This is a genomic window from Desulfovibrio sp. Huiquan2017, from assembly GCF_017351175.1.
Classification (GTDB): domain Bacteria; phylum Desulfobacterota; class Desulfovibrionia; order Desulfovibrionales; family Desulfovibrionaceae; genus Pseudodesulfovibrio.
Genome location: NZ_JAFMPN010000004.1, coordinates 70,783 through 87,478 on the forward strand (window position 1 = coordinate 70,783; position 16,696 = coordinate 87,478).

The 16,696-nt window shown below is 62.6% G+C and carries 16 protein-coding genes and 1 other RNA gene; 9 read left to right on the forward strand and 8 right to left on the reverse strand.

The window, feature by feature from the left end:
- Positions 1-2 precede the first annotated feature (2 nt).
- The 6 genes from J0909_RS04075 to J0909_RS04100 form a co-directional block, all read right to left on the reverse strand.
- A complete protein-coding gene (locus tag J0909_RS04075) occupies positions 3-536 on the reverse strand; it encodes a 2-oxoacid:ferredoxin oxidoreductase subunit gamma family protein (protein WP_207260736.1) in 534 nt (177 codons plus the stop codon).
- A gap of 1 nt (position 537) precedes the next feature.
- The gene (locus J0909_RS04080; protein ID WP_207260738.1) at positions 538-1,365 is read right to left on the reverse strand and encodes a thiamine pyrophosphate-dependent enzyme; all 828 of its coding nucleotides are present in this window, start codon (positions 1,363-1,365) and stop codon (positions 538-540) included.
- A gap of 10 nt (positions 1,366-1,375) precedes the next feature.
- Positions 1,376-2,500 (reverse strand): 2-oxoacid:acceptor oxidoreductase subunit alpha, encoded by a 1,125-nt coding sequence (locus tag J0909_RS04085; RefSeq protein WP_207260741.1) that lies wholly within the window; start codon positions 2,498-2,500, stop codon positions 1,376-1,378.
- 20 nt (positions 2,501-2,520) lie between these two features.
- On the reverse strand, positions 2,521-3,945 hold the full coding sequence (locus tag J0909_RS04090; RefSeq protein WP_207260743.1) for an SLC13 family permease: 1,425 nt from the start codon (positions 3,943-3,945) through the stop codon (positions 2,521-2,523).
- Between the two features lie 578 nt (positions 3,946-4,523).
- Positions 4,524-5,798, reverse strand: coding sequence for a (Fe-S)-binding protein (locus J0909_RS04095; RefSeq protein WP_207260745.1), 1,275 nt, complete (start codon positions 5,796-5,798; stop codon positions 4,524-4,526).
- Complete coding sequence (locus J0909_RS04100) at positions 5,791-7,185, reverse strand: FAD-binding oxidoreductase (RefSeq protein WP_207260746.1); 1,395 nt, start codon at positions 7,183-7,185, stop codon at positions 5,791-5,793. Before J0909_RS04100 ends, J0909_RS04095 begins: the two co-directional genes overlap by 8 nt.
- Positions 7,186-7,799: 614 nt before the next feature.
- Between J0909_RS04100 and glmU the strand changes: the two genes are divergently transcribed.
- The 8 genes from glmU (at position 7,800) to tyrS (ending at position 14,861) form a co-directional block, all read left to right on the forward strand.
- Positions 7,800-9,176, forward strand: a complete 1,377-nt coding sequence (glmU, locus tag J0909_RS04105; protein WP_207260748.1) for a bifunctional UDP-N-acetylglucosamine diphosphorylase/glucosamine-1-phosphate N-acetyltransferase GlmU — start codon at positions 7,800-7,802, stop codon at positions 9,174-9,176.
- A 77-nt stretch (positions 9,177-9,253) separates the two neighbouring features.
- On the forward strand, positions 9,254-9,430 hold the full coding sequence (locus J0909_RS04110; RefSeq protein ID WP_207260750.1) for a hypothetical protein: 177 nt from the start codon (positions 9,254-9,256) through the stop codon (positions 9,428-9,430).
- A gap of 12 nt (positions 9,431-9,442) precedes the next feature.
- Positions 9,443-9,712, forward strand: a complete 270-nt coding sequence (gene zapA / locus J0909_RS04115; protein ID WP_207260753.1) for a cell division protein ZapA — start codon at positions 9,443-9,445, stop codon at positions 9,710-9,712.
- 26 nt (positions 9,713-9,738) lie between these two features.
- Positions 9,739-9,922: non-coding RNA, 6S RNA (gene ssrS / locus J0909_RS04120), on the forward strand.
- A 187-nt stretch (positions 9,923-10,109) separates the two neighbouring features.
- Positions 10,110-11,666, forward strand: a complete 1,557-nt coding sequence (gene rny, locus J0909_RS04125; protein WP_207260756.1) for a ribonuclease Y — start codon at positions 10,110-10,112, stop codon at positions 11,664-11,666.
- A 145-nt stretch (positions 11,667-11,811) separates the two neighbouring features.
- Positions 11,812-12,702, forward strand: a complete 891-nt coding sequence (locus J0909_RS04130) for a CheR family methyltransferase (protein ID WP_207260759.1) — start codon at positions 11,812-11,814, stop codon at positions 12,700-12,702.
- Between the two features lie 61 nt (positions 12,703-12,763).
- A complete protein-coding gene (locus J0909_RS04135) occupies positions 12,764-13,543 on the forward strand; it encodes a TIGR00282 family metallophosphoesterase (RefSeq protein WP_207260761.1) in 780 nt (259 codons plus the stop codon).
- A gap of 37 nt (positions 13,544-13,580) precedes the next feature.
- Positions 13,581-14,861, forward strand: a complete 1,281-nt coding sequence (tyrS, locus tag J0909_RS04140; RefSeq protein WP_207260763.1) for a tyrosine--tRNA ligase — start codon at positions 13,581-13,583, stop codon at positions 14,859-14,861.
- A 76-nt stretch (positions 14,862-14,937) separates the two neighbouring features.
- Here tyrS and dapF read toward each other — a convergent pair whose 3' ends face one another.
- Positions 14,938-15,789, reverse strand: coding sequence for a diaminopimelate epimerase (gene dapF, locus J0909_RS04145; RefSeq protein WP_207260765.1), 852 nt, complete (start codon positions 15,787-15,789; stop codon positions 14,938-14,940).
- Positions 15,790-15,872: 83 nt separating this feature from the next.
- The gene (locus J0909_RS04150) at positions 15,873-16,244 is read right to left on the reverse strand and encodes a hypothetical protein (RefSeq protein WP_207260767.1); all 372 of its coding nucleotides are present in this window, start codon (positions 16,242-16,244) and stop codon (positions 15,873-15,875) included.
- A gap of 135 nt (positions 16,245-16,379) precedes the next feature.
- Here J0909_RS04150 and J0909_RS04155 point away from each other — a divergent pair, with 135 nt between their 5' ends.
- A complete protein-coding gene (locus tag J0909_RS04155; RefSeq protein WP_207260769.1) occupies positions 16,380-16,631 on the forward strand; it encodes a hypothetical protein in 252 nt (83 codons plus the stop codon).
- Positions 16,632-16,696 lie beyond the last annotated feature (65 nt).

Consider the following 16,696-nt stretch of genomic DNA (forward strand, 5'->3'; position numbering starts at 1 on the left):
CATTACCTCGTCTGGGAAGCCGCTTCGGCCAGGGCGATGCCCTTTTTCACGGCTTCGATGTTCATTTCAGCGATCTTGGGGGCGAATTTCTTGGTGGCCGCCGCGACGATGCTGTCGAAGTCCACGAACGGATGGAGCTGGTAGGCCGCGCCCAGCGCCACGAGGTTGGCCGACTTGGGCGCGCCCATGTCCTGAGCCGTCTTGGTGCAGGGGATGCCCAGCCAGTTGTCGAAGGTCCGTTCGGCCATGATGCTGGAGTCGTAGACCACGGGCACGGAAGCATTGTCGTAGCGGCCGCCGACCACGTCGTGCAGGGCCACGATCACGTTGGGGCTCAGGACCTGCTGGAACAGGATCTCGTCCGGGGCGATGATCGCCTCGGCGGAGATGAAGCCGCCGCGCTGGGCGATGCCGTAGGTCTGGGTCTGGACCACGTTCAGGCCCTCGGCGATGGCGCATTCGGCCAGGAAGGAGGCCACGAAGATGAGCCCCTGTCCGCCGGTACCCGCCATGATGATTTCGGAGTGTTTCGTCATGTTACTTGCCCTCCTTCTGCTGCAGGCGCTCGCGCATGACTTCATAGCTGGTGTTGAAGTCGGGATCGGTCCGCTCCACGAACTTGCCGACCTTGAAGTATCCTTGGGCGGCGGCGTCCTCGATCTTATCGTACCGGGCCTCGGACACCCCCTTCTCCTTGAGCCAGCGGAGCATGTCCACGGGCTGGCGCATCTTGTTGCGCGGGCCGAAGAGCGTGGTGCACGGGCTGGCCACCTCGATGAGGGAAAAGCCCTTGTTGGCGATGCCTTCCTGGATGCGCTTGGACAGCCGCGTGCCCTGGGCCACGGTCTCGCGGGCCACGTAATTGGCTCCGGCCACCTTGGCCAGTTCGCAAACGTCCACGCTGCGCTCGGGGTTGCCGAGCACCGAGGTGCTGGTCACGGCGTCGTGGGGCGTGGTGGCCGAGGCCTGGCCGCCGGTCATGCCGTAGTTGTAGTTGTTCACCAGCACGGCGGTCAGATCCATGTTGCGGCGGGCCGCGTGGAGCAGGTGGTTGCCGCCGATGGTCGTGCCGTCGCCGTCGCCCATGAGCACGACCACGGTCAGCTCGGGGTTGGCGCTCTTCACGCCCGTGGCGTAGGCCAGGGCCCGGCCGTGGGTGGTGTGCAGGGCGTTGCAGGTGAAGTAATCATCCGCCTTGCCCCAGCAGCCGATGCCGCTGACCATGACGATCTTGCGCGGATCCAGCTCAAGGTTTTCAAGGGCGCAGGCAATGGCCCTGACGACAATGCCGTCGCCGCAACCCGCGCACCACATGTGCGGCAGGGAGTCGGTCTTTATATAATCCATTCCAGTGGCGTATTTCATCGTTACTCTCCTAGTACAGGGCCTTTTCGATGGCGTCGGGGAACATGATGGTTCCGTTGTACGAATTGACCGTGCGGACCATGGAGGCGTCGCCGACGACCTTGCGAACCTCGCCGGCCATCTGGCCCGCGTAGTTCATCTCCGGAACGATGACGGAACTCGCATTCTGCGCGGCCTTGGCGACGGCCTTGGCCGGGAAGGGCCAGACGGTCTGAAGTTGCAGCACACCGACCTTGACGCCCTTTTCGCGGGCCTTGGCGGCGGCGGTACGCGCGGCGCGGGTGACCACGCCGTAGGCCACGATGAGGATCTCGCAGCCCTCCACGTCGAACTCCTTGACCATGATCACGTCGTCGATGTCTTGTTCAAGCTTGGTGTGCAGCTGGGCCACGCGGCGGGCGGCGTTGTCCGGCGTGTTGCAACTGTAGCCGTCCTCGCCGTGCATGGAGCTGGTGACGTGGAAGATGTAGTCGCTCCCGTAGGCGGCCAGCGGGGCCACCGCACCGGGCTCGAAGCTGAACGGCTTGTAGTCCTTGGGCTCGCCCGCGGGCTTCACGCGGTCGATAACCTCCAGCTCGCCCGGCTCGGGCAGACGGAAGCTCTCGCGCATGTGTCCGACCACCTCGTCCGGGGCCACGATCACCTGGGTGCGGTACTTCTCGGCGATGTTGAAGGCCTTGACGGTGAGCTCGAAACACTCGGCCACGGTGGCCGGAATCAGGGCGACGACGCTCTGGTCGCCGTGGCGGCCCCAGCGCAACTGCATCATGTCGGACTGGGCCGGGCGGGTGGCCAGGCCGGTGCTCGGGCCGGATCGCTGGACATTGACCACGACCAGCGGCACTTCGCCCATGGTGGCCATGCCGAGGTTCTCCTGCATGAGCGAGAAACCGGGGCCGCTGGTGGCGGTGAAGGCCTTGGCGCCGGACAGGGATGCGCCGATGATGGCGCCCATGCTGGCCAGCTCATCCTCCATCTGCATGTAGACGCCGCCGAGCTTGGGCATCTCGCTGGCCGCGATCTGCGCGATTTCCGACGAAGGCGTGATGGGATAGCCGGCATAGAACCGCGCCCCGGCGTAGAAAGCGCCCTGGGCGATGGCGGCGTTGCCTTGGATCAATTTGGCTGTACTCATTGAATAAACTCCTCAATATATTACATTAAGCCGAACATCTTCCAGAAGGGAATGCTGACCAGGAACCCGATGGTGCTGATCACCGTGAAGGCCATGCAGAACTTGGCCATGGGCCAGTGGTCCGACATTTCGCCGTGCGTGGTGAACTGGGCGCACAGATAAATCGTGTTCATGTATTTGAAGAAGAAGACGTTGGCGGCCGTGAAGGCGACGAAGATGACGATCCAGGGGTTGATGCCCGCGGCCAGGACCGACGGCATCATGACGATGGCCACGATGATGGAACCCGACGTCATGTTTGTTATCAGGAACCGGATCAGGACGATGACCACGACGATGGATATGATCATGACGGGCACGGAACTCATGACCATGCCCATGATCGGCTTGAGCGCGTCGGACAACCAGGTGTCGATGCTCAGGGCCTTGACGACCTTGGCCATGTTGAAGACGCAACCGATAAGGAAGATGGCGGGCCATTCGATGCGGGTCTTGAAGTCTTCCTTGGTCATGGTCTTCACGCCCAGCAGCACGCACATGGCGATGACCGCGATGACCGCGCCCGAGACGTGATGCAGGAAGCTGGTCATCCAGCCGAGCAGCGCGCAGAGAATGACGGCCAGGACGATCTTCTCGTCCCGGGTCATGGGCCCGATCTTGTCAAGCTCCCTGCGGCCGTATCCCTTGGGCAGCGTCAGCGGCTCCTTGGGCGCATAGGCCCAGAAGATGTACAGCGCCAACCCCGTAAAGGCGACCACGCCCCAGGGCAGGGCCCACAGGAACCAATCGAACCAGGAAACATTCTTGTACTGTTCGGGCAGGATCGAGATCAGCATGTAATGGCTGAACGAGCCGGACAGGAAGATGTGGCCCATGAGCACGAATCCGGTGTAGCAGGCCGCGAGCAACCCCGAGGCGGCCGGGCTCTTGCGTTCCGCCCCCAGGGAGTCGCTGATGGCCAGGGCCAGCGGCGCGGACAGGGCGGACTTGGCGTTCATGCTCGGCACCAGCGGACTGATGATCGTACCCGCGCCCATGAGGCCCAGGACCTGGCCGCGGAAGGTGGCCGGGAACAAGGTCAGGACATACAGGGAAATCCGCCGCAACAGGCCGGTCCGACCGGCCACGGCACCCAATGCGAAGGCGCCGACCATCATCCACCAACCCGTGCCCGCGAAGGTCGAGAAGGCCACGTTGAACTTGACGCTGTGAGTCGCGGCCCACAGGGTACACATCAAAATACCCGTCACGTACTCCGGCACGATCTGGCATATCCACCAACCCACGGCGAAGACGAGCACGCCGATGGCGCGCATCGCCTCGGGCGTCAAGCCGTCGGGCGGGGTTGTCAGGGCGATGGCCACCCCGGCGAAGATCGAAAGAATGGCGACGGCGTACTTGAGATAAGCGACCCAGCCGTCACCGGCGTTCTGTTTACACTCCATGCTGCACCTCCTACAATGCAAGAGAGCGGTCCGTTGAACCCGAATTGATGCCGCCGGTCGTCCTTCGGGACGGAGGGGACGGCACGCAGACTCTTACCATTGATGCTCCCTCAGGCGGCCGGTTCAGGTTCAGGGCAGACCGGACGTCGTTGTGAAGCACCCTTCAATAGCAACCACCGTGCCACAAAACCGGCCGATGAATGACTTGATAACATGCTGTAATATTGTTTATTTTTTACTGCGAATTCCAGACCTCTCCACGGTCGGCGCACAGCCTGTTAAGATGTTAAGCACTGTTCACTTTCTTAACTGTTCACTGTGTGTACGGTGGGCCGGATCGAAAGCGGGCCAGTGTGGACACAAAGAGGCCGGGCGGCCATCTTGACCCACTGCCCCGGAGATTGGCATCGGCGTCCGGACGGAGGGGCTCCGGGGGAACCGGTCCGCCGACCCGAGGCTTTCCATTTGCAACACCCGCGCTCCGGCCATCCCTTCCCGACAAAAAAAGCCGGAACGACGGTCGTTCCGGCTTGAGGTGAAGGCCCCCCATACCGGGCATGGAGGAGGAATGGCTGGGGTTATCGCAGGGGCGGGCCGTAGGCCTCGGCCAAGAGCTGGGCGGTATGCACCACCCGGATGGCCGCTCCATGGCGGGCCAGGCCGTCGGCGATGTGCATCATGCAGGCCGGGCATCCCATGGCCACGGTGGAGGCCCCGGAATCAATGATGTTGCGGATCTTGTCGTCGTTGATGCGACGGGACAGCTCGTAATTCTCCACACTGAAGGTGCCGCCGCAGCCGCAGCAACTCCCGGCATCGCGCATTTCCACCAGTTCGACGCCGGGCAGCTCGGCCAACAGCTCCCTCGGCTCGGCCTTGGCCTTCATGCTCCGGACCATGTGGCAGGAGTCGTGGTAGGTCACGGTGCGTTCGCGGGCGACCATGTTCCGGTGCAGGCCGGTCTCGGCCAGGTACCGGGAGAAGTCGATGACGTTGTCCCGGAATCCTTCCCAGGTCCGGCGCGCCTCGCTGGACAAGGGCAGCAGTTCGTAGCGCTCCCGCAGGGCCGATCCGCAGGTGGGACAGGCGGTGATGATGGCGTCGTATTTCCGTTCGCCCAGCGCCTTGATGACCCGCTCGGCCAGCAGGGTCGCGGTGTCGAAATCGCCGTTCACCAGCATGGGCGTGCCGCAGCAGCCCATGTCATCGGGCATGGACACCCGCACGTTGTTGGCGCGCAGGGTCTCGACCACGGCGGCCCCGGCCTCGGGGTAGACGTAGCTGAGCATGCAGCCCGGAAAGAAGGCCACATGGGCCCGGGGATGTCCGAGGCCGTCCCGGTGCGGGACCAGGCTGCGCAGGGGGCGCACGCCGAGCTTGGGAACCACCCGGCGGACGTCGAGACCGGCGGCCGGGATGGGCAATCGGGGCTCCATGCCCTGGCCGTTCCCCGCGTCACGGAACAGGACCTTCTGGAACAGACCGCCCGCGCGCATGGCCAGGTCGAAAAGGCGCCTGTAGGTACGCCCGGTGAAGGCCAGACGCTTGAGCTTGGGCAGCGGGACTTCGGTGCCGATCTCGTGCCGGAGCATGATGAACAGGTCCGTGGTCTTCACGCCCGAGGGACACCGCTCGGAGCAGGCGTCGCAAAGCAGGCACTGGTTCACCAGGCGGGACAGCTCCCCGCCCGCGTCCAGGCGGGATTCGCCCAAGGCGCGGATCATCTGCAACTTGCCGCGTGAGCTGGTGGCCTCGCTGTGCAGCCGCCGGGTCACCGGACAGACGACCAGACAGGAGCCGCAGCGGGTACATTTGGCCGCGCGGGCCTTGAGTTCTTCGGACAGGCTAGTCATGATCCGACTCCCCGAAGATGCAACCGGGATTCATGATCAGATTGGGGTCCAGGGCCTTCTTGACGGCCCACATGGCGTCCACTTGGGCCCGGCCCAGTTGCCTGACCAGGTACGGGGCCTTTTCCCGACCCACGCCGTGCTCGGCGGACACGGTGCCGCCGATGGAAATGATGTATTCGTGGAACTCGGTCCGGGCCTGGGCGGCCAGGGCCTTCTGCTCGTCGTTGTCGAAAAAGAAATGGGGATGCACGTTGCCGTCCCCGGCATGGCCCTGACAGCCTACCTTGAGGCCGTATTTTTCGCCCAGCCCGTGCAGGGTCCCGACCACGTCCGCCAGGCGGTCGATGGGGGCCGCCGGGTCGCCGCCCAGCCGTCCCTTGGCCACCCGGGCCAGGGCCGGGAGCGCGGCGCGGCGGGCCAGCCAGATGGCTTCGGCCTCTTCCTCGTTGGCCGCAGCCCGAAACTCGATCATGCCCAGTTCGGAACAGATGGACCGAACGCGGCCTATCTTGGCCGGGATCGAACTCGCCTCGCCGTCCAGTTCGATGAGCAGCATGGCCGCCGCATCCACGGGCAGCCCGGCATGGGTGTAGGCTTCCACGGCCTCGATGAAGGTCTTTTCCATGAACTCCATGACCGACGGGACCACCCCGCCGTGCATGATGCGCACCACGGCCGTGGCCGCGTTCTCCAGGTCGTCGAAGGCCACCAGCAGGGCCGTCCGGGCCTCGGGCTGGGGAATGAGCTTGAGGATGGCCTTGGTGACCACGCCCAGGGTGCCCTCGGCCCCGGTGAAAAGCTGGGTCAGGTTGTACCCGGTGACATCCTTGATGCACTTGCCGCCGGTGTGGATGATCTCGCCGTTGGGCAGGACCACCTCCAGGCCCGAGACGTAGCTCTTGGTCGTGCCGTATTTGACGCACTGCAACCCGCCGGCGTCGGTGGACACGTTGCCGCCGATGGAGGTGAAGGTGAAGCTGGCCGGGTCGGGCGGATAGAACAACCCGTGCTTGGCCGCCTCGGCCTTGATGTCCGAGGTAATGGCCCCGGCCTGGGCCGTGCAGGTCATGCTGCCCGGATCCACGACGATCTCGTTCATGGCCTGCATACAGATGACGATGGACTCGTCCCGTTCGGGGATGACGTTGACGCTCAGGCCGGACCCCTGTCCACGCACCAGGACGGGCAGCCGGTTTTCGTTGGCGAACCGGACCACGGCGGAAACCTGCTCCGTGTTTTCCGGGATGACCGCCGCCGCGGGCAATACGGCCGACGGAGCCGCGCCCCCCGCGTTGTAGGTGTAACCGATGAGATCTTCCTTGCCGGTGAGAATATTGTCTGGGCCGACCACCTTGGTCAGGGCGTCCACAAGAAAATCGTGATCCATAACCGCCTCCTGTTCAGTTCAGATTGCCTGCCCGCACGGGTCCGGCGGCGCTCGGGCCGAACGCCTGAAGGCGAAACGGTCCGCCGCCGGGGCAACGGCACATGGGCCGTCTCCCCGGCGGGATGGCGCTGTCGGCCGAGGCCTTCTCCGCAACAAGAAGACCCCGCCGCGCTCCGGCAGGATGACCCGGCCCATTTCAGGCCGCGTCGGGCATCGCTCCTTCCGGAACCTCAGCCCATAGGAGCAAACGTCATGCCGGGACGCGGCAGCCGGATATGCGGCAGCCAACAATCCGAAATTGAAGAGAAATTCGTTTCGCCCTTGTTGTTCGGCCCATGTTCTCGGCCGAAAACGCGTTCATATTTTTTACGCTGTTTCGATTCTTAACCCACGTCCGGTTACGGGAAGGAAAACGGCAGATCCCGAGAGGAACGGCACCCGCGCGGACGGCTTGGTGAAGACGACGATCCGAAGCCCCCCGCTTTGTCCGCCTCATCCGGCAGGCATAGCAATACAAGTCGACGCCATTTTGCAAAGGGGCCTTGTTCTTTCCCCGGCGAGCGGGTAATTTATGCCCGGCATAACGGTACATGGAACCCAATATGGAGAACAGAATGCCCAAAACCAAGACCACCGCCCTGGTGCTTGCCGCCGGCAAGGGAACGCGCATGCACTCGCCCAAGGCCAAGGTGCTGCAGACCCTACTGAACGAGCCCATGCTTTTTTACGTGTACGAGGCCCTTGCGCCCATCATGAAGGACAATATACTGACCGTGGTCGGCCACGACGCCGAGAGCGTGGCCGCCGCCTTTCCGGCCATGGCCGACCGTTTCGTCACGCAGAGCGAACAGCTCGGCACGGGGCACGCCCTCCAGGTGGCCTGGGACGCGGTGACCAAGACCGGGGCCACCCACTGCCTGGTCATCAACGGCGACACCCCGCTGGTCACGGTGGAGGCCCTGGACCGGCTGATGGCCGCCCAGGGGTGCTGCGACCTGGCCTTCATGACCATCACCCCGCGCGACACCGGGGCCTTCGGCCGGGTGGTCCGCGACCGGGAACGGCGGATCAAGGCCGTCGTCGAGGCCAAGGACTATGATTTCTCCCTGCATGGGCCGGTCACCGGCGAGGTCAACGCGGGCATCTACCTGCTCAAGGTGGCGACCGTCGGTCCGCTGCTCGAAAAACTCGAAAACACCAACAAGTCCGGCGAATACTACATCACCGACCTGGTGGGCCTGGCCGTGGCCCAGGGGCTTTCCGTGGACGGCGTCCAGGCGGGCAACGACATCTCGCTCATGGGCATCAACTCCCCGCGCGAACTGATCGCCGCCGAGACCGCCCTGCGGGCGCGCATTGTGGATGAGTTGCTCGACGCGGGCGTACTTATCCACAACCCCGGCACCGTGATCATCGGTCCCAGAGCCGAGATAGAACCCGGGGCCGAGATATTCGGCCACTGCGAGATCTACGGCGCGTCCAAGGTGGCGGCCGGAGCCCGGCTCGGCTCCTACAACCACATCACCGACGCGACCTTCGCGTCCGGCTGCGTGGTCCGCGAGTTCAACCACATCGAAAAGGCCGAGGTGGGCGAAGGCGCGACGGTCGGACCCTATGCCCGGCTGCGGCCCGGCGCACGCCTCGAAAAGGACGCCCGCATCGGCAATTTCGTGGAGATGAAGAAGGCGGTCCTGGGCGAAGGGGCCAAGGCCAGCCATCTGACCTACCTGGGCGACGCCGAGGTCGGGGCCGGAGCCAACATCGGGGCCGGGACCATCACCTGCAACTACGACGGAAAAAATAAATTCACGACCAGAATCGGCGCGGGAGCGTTCATCGGCTCCAACACCGCCCTGGTCGCCCCGGTAAGCGTTGGCGACAACGCCCTGATCGGGGCGGGCTCCACCATCACCAAGGACGTGCCGGACAATCAGACCGGCATCGCCAGAGGCAAGCAGGTCAACCTGAGAAGGAACCTGAAGAAAAACTAGGGATGCAGTGGAAAACCCTTCAAATAACTGTGGAAAGAAATCTTGCCTTGGACCCGAAAAAAGCATAGATAAAAGATATGGAATTAGTTGCCAAGCTTGAAGAACGTTTCAACGTATTATTGAATAAAATTGCGGAACTGAAAGAAGAGAATCAGCGATTGAAGGAGGAGGCCGAGGCCGAGAGGCGATTGCGCCACGACATCGAATCCCGTATTGACACGCTGCTCGAAAAAATTCAGAACGAGCTGGAATGATAGTGGGTTACGATGCCTCGCTACACGCTGACTCTGCTGGGACTCGAAATATCCTTCAAAACGGATGCGGACAATGTCCGTATCGAGGCCGCCCAGGCGTTCATTGAGAACAAGCACAAGGAGCTTGTTGCCGGAGCGGGTGACATCAGCAAGGAAAAGCTGCTCACCTACCTGCTCCTGAGTCTGGCGGACGACTATCTGGTCGCCGAAGATAAACTGAGGCGGCTGGAAGGGAAGATCGGAGAGATTTTGGAAAAGACCTCAACGGACCCGGGCCGATAATTGGACGGGGCCGAGGTCGGCAAGGAATTACCCTGGGACGTGCGTGATTGCCCGGAGTGTTATTGAGCCAATGCTCTTATATGGGGCGACGACTCCAGTGCGCTGGTGCGCAGGCCCGGTTCAGCCGGGAAGCCTGAAGGCGCGCGAGTCATGCCCACCTGGACATGCCAGGTTCAAAACATACAGGCAACACGGCTTCCCGGGGATTTAAACTCCGCCTGACCGGACCAAACCGGCGTTTTCAGGCGGCGATATATACCCTACAGCCATATCCGAAACCACCCTCCTCTCTTCTCTTCAGAGCAGAGTGCATTTTGTCGCGTGCCCTTCAAGCCCCGGCTCGGCGGAAACAGGCCGCCTGTGGAATAGCCTGTTAACATACATAAGGAGCAACCACATGTTAGCCCAAATCGCCATGGTCGGCGGAGCACTGGTCATCGGCCTCGGAGTCGGGATACTTCTCTTCAAATACATCTCCGACAAGAAGATATCCGACTCCAAGGGACTGGCCGAACGCATTGTGGAAGAGGCCCGCAAGGAAAGCGAGGCTCTCAAGAAGGAGTCGCGTCTCCAGGCACAGGATGAAATTTTCAATCAGAAGAAAGAGCTGGAGCGGGAATTCAAGGACCGCGAAAGCCAGCTCAAGAGCGAGGAAAAGCGCCTCCATTCCAAAGAGGAGCGCCTCGACGCCAAGCGGGAGAAGGTCGCCGACAAGGAAGCCCAGGTGGTGGAGCTGGAAAAGCAGCTCATCAAGCAGGAAAAACACCTGAGCGAACTGGAGGAGGACCTTTCCCAGAAGTCCGACGAGCATGAGCGCAAGCTTCAGGAAATCTCCGGCCTGACCGTGGAGGAGGCCCGCGAAAACCTGCTCAAGGAAATCGAATCCCGCACCCGGCACGAAGCCGCCAAGATGATCCGCAATATCGAGATGGAGGCCAAGGAAAACGCCTCGAAGAAGGCCAAGGAGATCCTCTCCCTGGCCCTTCAACGTTATGCGGGGGACTACGCGGGCGAGCAGACCGTGACCGCCGTCACCCTGCCCTCCGAGGACATGAAGGGCCGCATCATCGGCCGCGAGGGCCGCAATATCCGCGCCCTGGAAGCGGCCACCGGCGTGGACCTGATCATCGACGACACGCCCGAAACCGTGGTCCTGTCCGCCTTCAGCCCGCTGAAGCGCGAGGTCGCCAAACAGGCCCTCGAACGCCTCATCCACGACGGACGCATCCACCCCGCCCGCATCGAGGAGATCGTCCGCAAGGTCGAGAGCGAGATGGACACCAAGTTGAAGGAAATCGGTGAGCAGGCCACCTTCGACGTGGGCGTGCACGGCATCCACCCCGAGTTGATCAACCTGCTCGGCCGCCTGCACTACCGCACCAGTTTCTCCCAGAACGTGCTCCAGCACTCCATGGAGGTCGCCTTCCTGTGCGGCGTCATGGCCGCCGAACTCGGCCTGAACGAGAAGGAGGCCAAGCGCGCGGGACTGCTGCACGACATCGGCAAGGCCGTGGACCACGAAATCGAAGGCCCCCACGCCATCATCGGCGCGGACCTAGCCAAGAAGCACGGCGAGTCCAAGGAGATCATCCACTCCATCGCCGCCCACCACGAGGACACCCCGCCCATGACCATCCTGGCCAACTTGGTCCAGGCCGCCGATTCCCTGTCCGGTGCCCGGCCCGGGGCGCGCAAGGAACTGCTCGAAAACTACGTCAAACGCCTTGAAGAACTGGAAGGGCTGGCCACCGGCTTCGACGGCGTGCAGAAGGCCTACGCCATCCAGGCGGGCCGCGAAATCCGCGTCATGGTCGATTCCGAGAAGGTCGGCGACGAAAACACCTACGTGCTCTGTAAGGACATCGCCGAGAAGATCGAGAACAACATGACCTACCCCGGCCAGATCCGGGTCACGGTTATCCGCGAGAAACGGGCCGTTGGCTACGCCAAATAAGCGAATCCGATCGCGCACCCGGGTTCGCCCGGGTGCGCTTCTTCTTTTCGACATGCCGGTTGCGCAAAAAAATCATAGCCTCCGATAATGATAATCCTCTATGGTGGTCTCATCGCATCCGGCAGCAAATGGAGTCGCACAAGACATGAACCGCGAAACTGACCCCTCCACCGAAAAGCTCAAGAAAGCCATGGACCAGTCCATGAATCTGGTGCGCTCGGAAATGGGCGACGCCGAATTCCGGCGGTTCAGCGAACACATTCAATCCGAGCTCGGCATCAAGATGCCGCCCACCAAGAAGGTTCTGCTCCAGTCCCGGTTCCAGAAGCGGCTGCGCGCCCTGGGCATGTCCAGCTACAAGGAATACTGCGACTACGTCTTTTCCGACGCCGGACGCGAACAGGAGCGCACGCACCTGATCGACGTGGTCACCACCAACACCACGCATTTCTTCCGTGAGCCCAAGCATTGGGACATCATGAACAATATGGTCCTGCCCGAGCTGTGGAGCCGGGGCGTGGGCCGCTCCAGCGCCCTGCGCATCTGGTCGGCGGGCTGCTCCTCCGGCGAGGAGCCCTATACCCTGGGCATGGTGCTCCACGAGTGGGGCGCTTCACGCCAGGGGTTCGACTTCACCATCCTGGCCACGGACATCTCCCAGAAGATCCTGACCGAGGCCAAGCGGGCCGTCTACTCCATGGACAAGGTGGCCGACGTGCCCATGCCCTTCAAGAAGAAGTACATGCTCAAGTCCAAGGACAAGCAACTGGTCAAGATGGATGCCGTGCTGCGCAACAAGGTCTCGTTCCAGCGCCTGAACTTCATGGAGGACTTCCGCCTGCAAAACCGGCAGGACATCATCTTCTGCCGCAACGTGGTCATCTACTTCGATCGCCCCACCCAGGAAGTGCTCTTCCGGAAATTCTGCGAGAACCTCCAGCCCGGCGGCTACCTGTTCATCGGGCACTCGGAAAGCCTGTCCGGCATGACCCTGCCCATCCGTCAGGTGGCCCCCACAGTCTTCCAGCGGATCTAACCGCCCTTCCGGGCACCCGGCCCCCAAGCGGCATCCCTCACGCATCACCCCAAGGAACGTCATGCGCATTCTTTTTCTAGGCGACATCGTCGGCCTGCCCGGCCGCAAGGCCGTGATCCAGAACCTCGCCCGCATCCGCGAGGAGGAGGCCATCGACATGGCCTTCGCCAACGGCGAAAACGCAAGCTCCGGCTACGGCCTCAAGGCCAAGCACGCCCGCGAATTGCTCAAGGCGGGCCTGGACGGCATCACCGGCGGCAATCATATCTGGAAGTACAAGGATCTCTATTCCCTGCTCGACGAGGACGGCCGCATCCTCCGGCCCCACAACTACCCAGACCATCTGCCCGGCTCGGGCGTGCGCGTCTTCCGCAAGGCGGGACTACCCCCGGTGGCGGTCATCAACCTCATCGGCCGAACCTTCATGCCGCCCATCGACTGCCCCTTCGCGGCCGCGGAAACCGTCCTCGACGCCCTGCCCGCCGACATCCCGGTATCCGTCGTGGATTTCCATGCCGAGGCCACGGGCGAAAAGATCGCCATGGGCTATTTCCTCGAAGGCAAGGTCTCGGCCGTGGTCGGCACCCATACCCACGTCCAGACCAACGATGCCAAGGTACTCACCGGCGGCACCGCCTATCTGACCGATCTGGGCATGTGCGGCGCCGCCGACTCCTGCCTGGGCATGAAACCGGAAATTATCCTGGACCGCTACCTCACCGGGCTGCCCCGACAACTGGAGGCGGCCACCGGCCCCGGGGTTTTACAAGGCGCGATTTTTGACATAGATGATACCACCGGCAAGGCGGTATCCATGGCGACGTTCCAACGGAACGGCTAGCCCGACCAACTGTCAAACCACATAAACGAGGACGAAAGTGAATATCTACGACGAGTTGAAATGGCGGGGGCTGATCAATCAGGTTTCTGACGAGGACAAGGTGCGTGAATATCTGTCCAAGCCCGGGGCGACCATGTATTGCGGCTTCGACCCCACCGCCGAAAGCCTCCACGTAGGCAACCTCGTCCCCCTGCTCTGCCTGGTCCGCATGAAGAAGGCCGGGCACCATCCCCTGTACCTCATGGGCGGGGCCACCGGCCGCATCGGCGATCCGTCGGGCAAGGACAAGGAACGCGAACTGTCCGATACGAGCAAGCTCGACGAGCGGTTGGAGATGATTAAGCACCAGGTGCGCCGCTTCGTGGAACGCAACACCGGCGAGCGCCCGAACATCGTCAACAACTACGACTGGACCAAGGACATGACCTGCATCGAGCTGCTGCGCGACGTGGGCAAGCACTTCACGATCAATTGGATGCTTCAGAAGGAGGCGGTCAAGGGCCGCATCGACCGCGAGGAGACCGGCATCTCCTACACCGAGTTTTCCTACATGATCCTGCAAAGCTACGATTTCTACCATCTCTACAAGAACCAAAACTGCCGTCTTCAGATCGGCGGCGGCGACCAGTGGGGCAACATCACCACGGGCTGCGAGTTCATCCGCCGCCGGTGCGCCGCAGACGGTGAATCGGCCGAGGCCTTTGCCTTGACCTTCCCGCTGATCACCACGGCCTCCGGCAAGAAATTCGGCAAGTCCGAGGGCAACGCCGTGTACCTCAACGCGGACCTGACCTCGCCCTACGCCTTCTACCAGTTCTTCATCAACACCGATGACGCGGACGTGATCAAGTTCTTGAAGCTCTTCACCTTCCTCACCCTCGAGGAGATCGAGGAGCTGGAGAGGCAGACCGAGGAGGCCCCGCACCTGCGCACCGCCCAGAAGCGCCTGGCCGAAGAGGTCACCACCATGATCCACGGCAAGCACGAGCTGGAGCGCGTCCTGGCCGCCACCGAGGCCCTGTTCGGCAAGGGCGACATCAAGACCATCGACCCCGGCACCCTGCGCGCTGCTTTTGAATCCGCGCCCGCCGTGCGCTATGCACCGGGCGACGTGCCCGATCTGCCCCAGATGCTCGTGGACCTCGGCCTGGTCAAATCCAAGGGCCAAGGCCGCAAGGACATCCAGGGCGGCGGCATCTACCTCAACGGGGAGCGCGTCGAAGACGGTGACGAAATCGCCGACACCAATTTCATCGGCGGCGAACTGCTCATCATCCGCAAAGGCAAAAAGAATTACGGCCTGGTCACCCGAGGCTAGCCGTCGGACAAGACAGACAAGAAAAGGGCCGGTGATTTTCACCGGCCCTTTTTTCGTTTCATGCCTCCGACGTTGGCTACAGGCTCAGGCCGAGGGGCTTGAGGTAGAGCTCGCCCTTGAAGGTCAGTTCGGCGGCCCCTTGGAGGTAGACCGTGCCGTTTTCGAGGAACACGGTAAGGACTTCGTTCCCGGTGGTGGTCAAATCGGCGCGATCGCCGGTCAGGCCGAGGGTGTGGGCCAGGAGCTGGGTGGCGGCGGCGCCGGTGCCGCAGGCATAGGTTTCGGCCTCCACGCCCCGCTCGTAGGTCCGCAAAAGCATGGTGTTCCCGTCCACGACCTGGGCGAAATTCACGTTGGTCCCGGCGGGCGCAAAGCGTTCGTGGTAACGAATCTTGGGTCCGAGATCCATGATGTCCACGCTCTGCGCGTCGTCCACAAAGACCACGGTATGGGGCACGCCGGTGTCGGTGAAATGCACGGTCAGCGGCTGGCCGTCAATGTCGAGGACGATATTCGTTTCGGTCCTGAGCGGCGGCGTGAGCTGGACCTTGACGCGCCCCTCGTCCGGGCCGTCCAGGAGGACCTTGGCCTTGATCGGCCCGGCGTCGGTGCCGAAGGCGTGTTCGGCCGGGGCCAGCCCGATGGCGTGGGAAAGTTTCGCGGCGCAGCGCGAGGCGTTGCCGCACATCTCGGCCCGGGAGCCATCGGAGTTATAGAAATGCCAGCGGTAGGCGAGCGCCGGGTCGTCGGCGTTTTCAAAGAAGAACAGCCCGTCCGCGCAGATGCCGAAGGCGCGGGCGCACACGGCCTTGGCCCAATCGGCCATGACCTCTCGCGGCACGCCGAGTTCGCGGTTGTCGATGATGACGAAATCGTTGCCGCACCCCTGCATCTTGTAGAAAGGCACGGACTCGGTGAACATATTCATGGGGAACCTCGCAGTTTTCCCAAGGGGTATATGCCGGTGCCGGTATGGTCCAATTCTTTTTGCGTATGAATGATTCCGGACGGTCAACGGAGCAGCCAGACCTCGGCCTCGGCCTCGGAGGAGAAGACCCGGTAGCTGATGGAACGGTTGGACAGGCTGGTTTCCAGGATCTTGGCGAAGGCGAGATCTTCGGGGTTGGGCACGCAGGCCGTGCGCACGCCCCGGACCGCGGCCTCGGCGGATGTGGGGGACTCGGCCAGGCGGTAGGCGTCCAGGGCGTCAAGATGCTTGCGCAGCAGCCGCTCGTCCAGCAGCAGCCGTTGCTGCTCGTATTCGCCGCCCAGCCGAGCGAGGAGGAGGCTGAAGTCGGCCTGTTCCTCATAAGAGTCCATGGTGCCGGAAACGGTGATTTTGAGGTGGGTTTCCAGAGTGTGTATGCAGGCGGTATACGGCATGTTGCTCCTTTTGACATAATGCTCCGTGAGGATTGTTTATGAAGGTGAGTGAATGATCTGTCAAGCCGGGCCGCCTTGCTTTTCGGGAAAGGGAACGGTATCGCTGGGCGGATCCGAACAAAGGAGAATGCGAACATGTCCAAACAGTGCGTGGGATGCGGGTGGTGCTGCATGCAGGATCCCTGCATGGAGTCCCACCGGCGATACGGCTACATGCGCCGTTGCCCCGACCTGTTCTGGGACGGGGAGGCGGGCCGGTACCTATGCCGGCTGATGCTCGATCCCGAGACCGCCGAGCAGGTCAAGCGCTCCCAGCACGCCGGACAGTGGTGCTACGCCCCGCTCAATTCCTGGCGGGACAATGTCCGCAATCGGGATGAGGATTAATCCCTTTTCCTTTCACTTTCCTCCCATCTTTGCTAAAGAATATCCTCTTAAGGGAACTTCAGACT

What these genes read in the sequence shown, in the direction of transcription:
- J0909_RS04075 (WP_207260736.1), bottom strand. Translation starts at nt 536, where the DNA reads ATGACGAAACACTCCGAAATCATCATGGCGGGTACCGGCGGACAGGGG.
- J0909_RS04080 (WP_207260738.1), bottom strand. Translation starts at nt 1,365, where the DNA reads ATGAAATACGCCACTGGAATGGATTATATAAAGACCGACTCCCTGCCG.
- J0909_RS04085 (WP_207260741.1), bottom strand. Translation starts at nt 2,500, where the DNA reads ATGAGTACAGCCAAATTGATCCAAGGCAACGCCGCCATCGCCCAGGGC.
- J0909_RS04090 (WP_207260743.1), bottom strand. Translation starts at nt 3,945, where the DNA reads ATGGAGTGTAAACAGAACGCCGGTGACGGCTGGGTCGCTTATCTCAAG.
- J0909_RS04095 (WP_207260745.1), bottom strand. Translation starts at nt 5,798, where the DNA reads ATGACTAGCCTGTCCGAAGAACTCAAGGCCCGCGCGGCCAAATGTACC.
- J0909_RS04100 (WP_207260746.1), bottom strand. Translation starts at nt 7,185, where the DNA reads ATGGATCACGATTTTCTTGTGGACGCCCTGACCAAGGTGGTCGGCCCA.
- glmU (WP_207260748.1), top strand. Translation starts at nt 7,800, where the DNA reads ATGCCCAAAACCAAGACCACCGCCCTGGTGCTTGCCGCCGGCAAGGGA.
- J0909_RS04110 (WP_207260750.1), top strand. Translation starts at nt 9,254, where the DNA reads ATGGAATTAGTTGCCAAGCTTGAAGAACGTTTCAACGTATTATTGAAT.
- zapA (WP_207260753.1), top strand. Translation starts at nt 9,443, where the DNA reads ATGCCTCGCTACACGCTGACTCTGCTGGGACTCGAAATATCCTTCAAA.
- rny (WP_207260756.1), top strand. Translation starts at nt 10,110, where the DNA reads ATGTTAGCCCAAATCGCCATGGTCGGCGGAGCACTGGTCATCGGCCTC.
- J0909_RS04130 (WP_207260759.1), top strand. Translation starts at nt 11,812, where the DNA reads ATGAACCGCGAAACTGACCCCTCCACCGAAAAGCTCAAGAAAGCCATG.
- J0909_RS04135 (WP_207260761.1), top strand. Translation starts at nt 12,764, where the DNA reads ATGCGCATTCTTTTTCTAGGCGACATCGTCGGCCTGCCCGGCCGCAAG.
- dapF (WP_207260765.1), bottom strand. Translation starts at nt 15,789, where the DNA reads ATGAATATGTTCACCGAGTCCGTGCCTTTCTACAAGATGCAGGGGTGC.
- J0909_RS04150 (WP_207260767.1), bottom strand. Translation starts at nt 16,244, where the DNA reads ATGCCGTATACCGCCTGCATACACACTCTGGAAACCCACCTCAAAATC.
- J0909_RS04155 (WP_207260769.1), top strand. Translation starts at nt 16,380, where the DNA reads ATGTCCAAACAGTGCGTGGGATGCGGGTGGTGCTGCATGCAGGATCCC.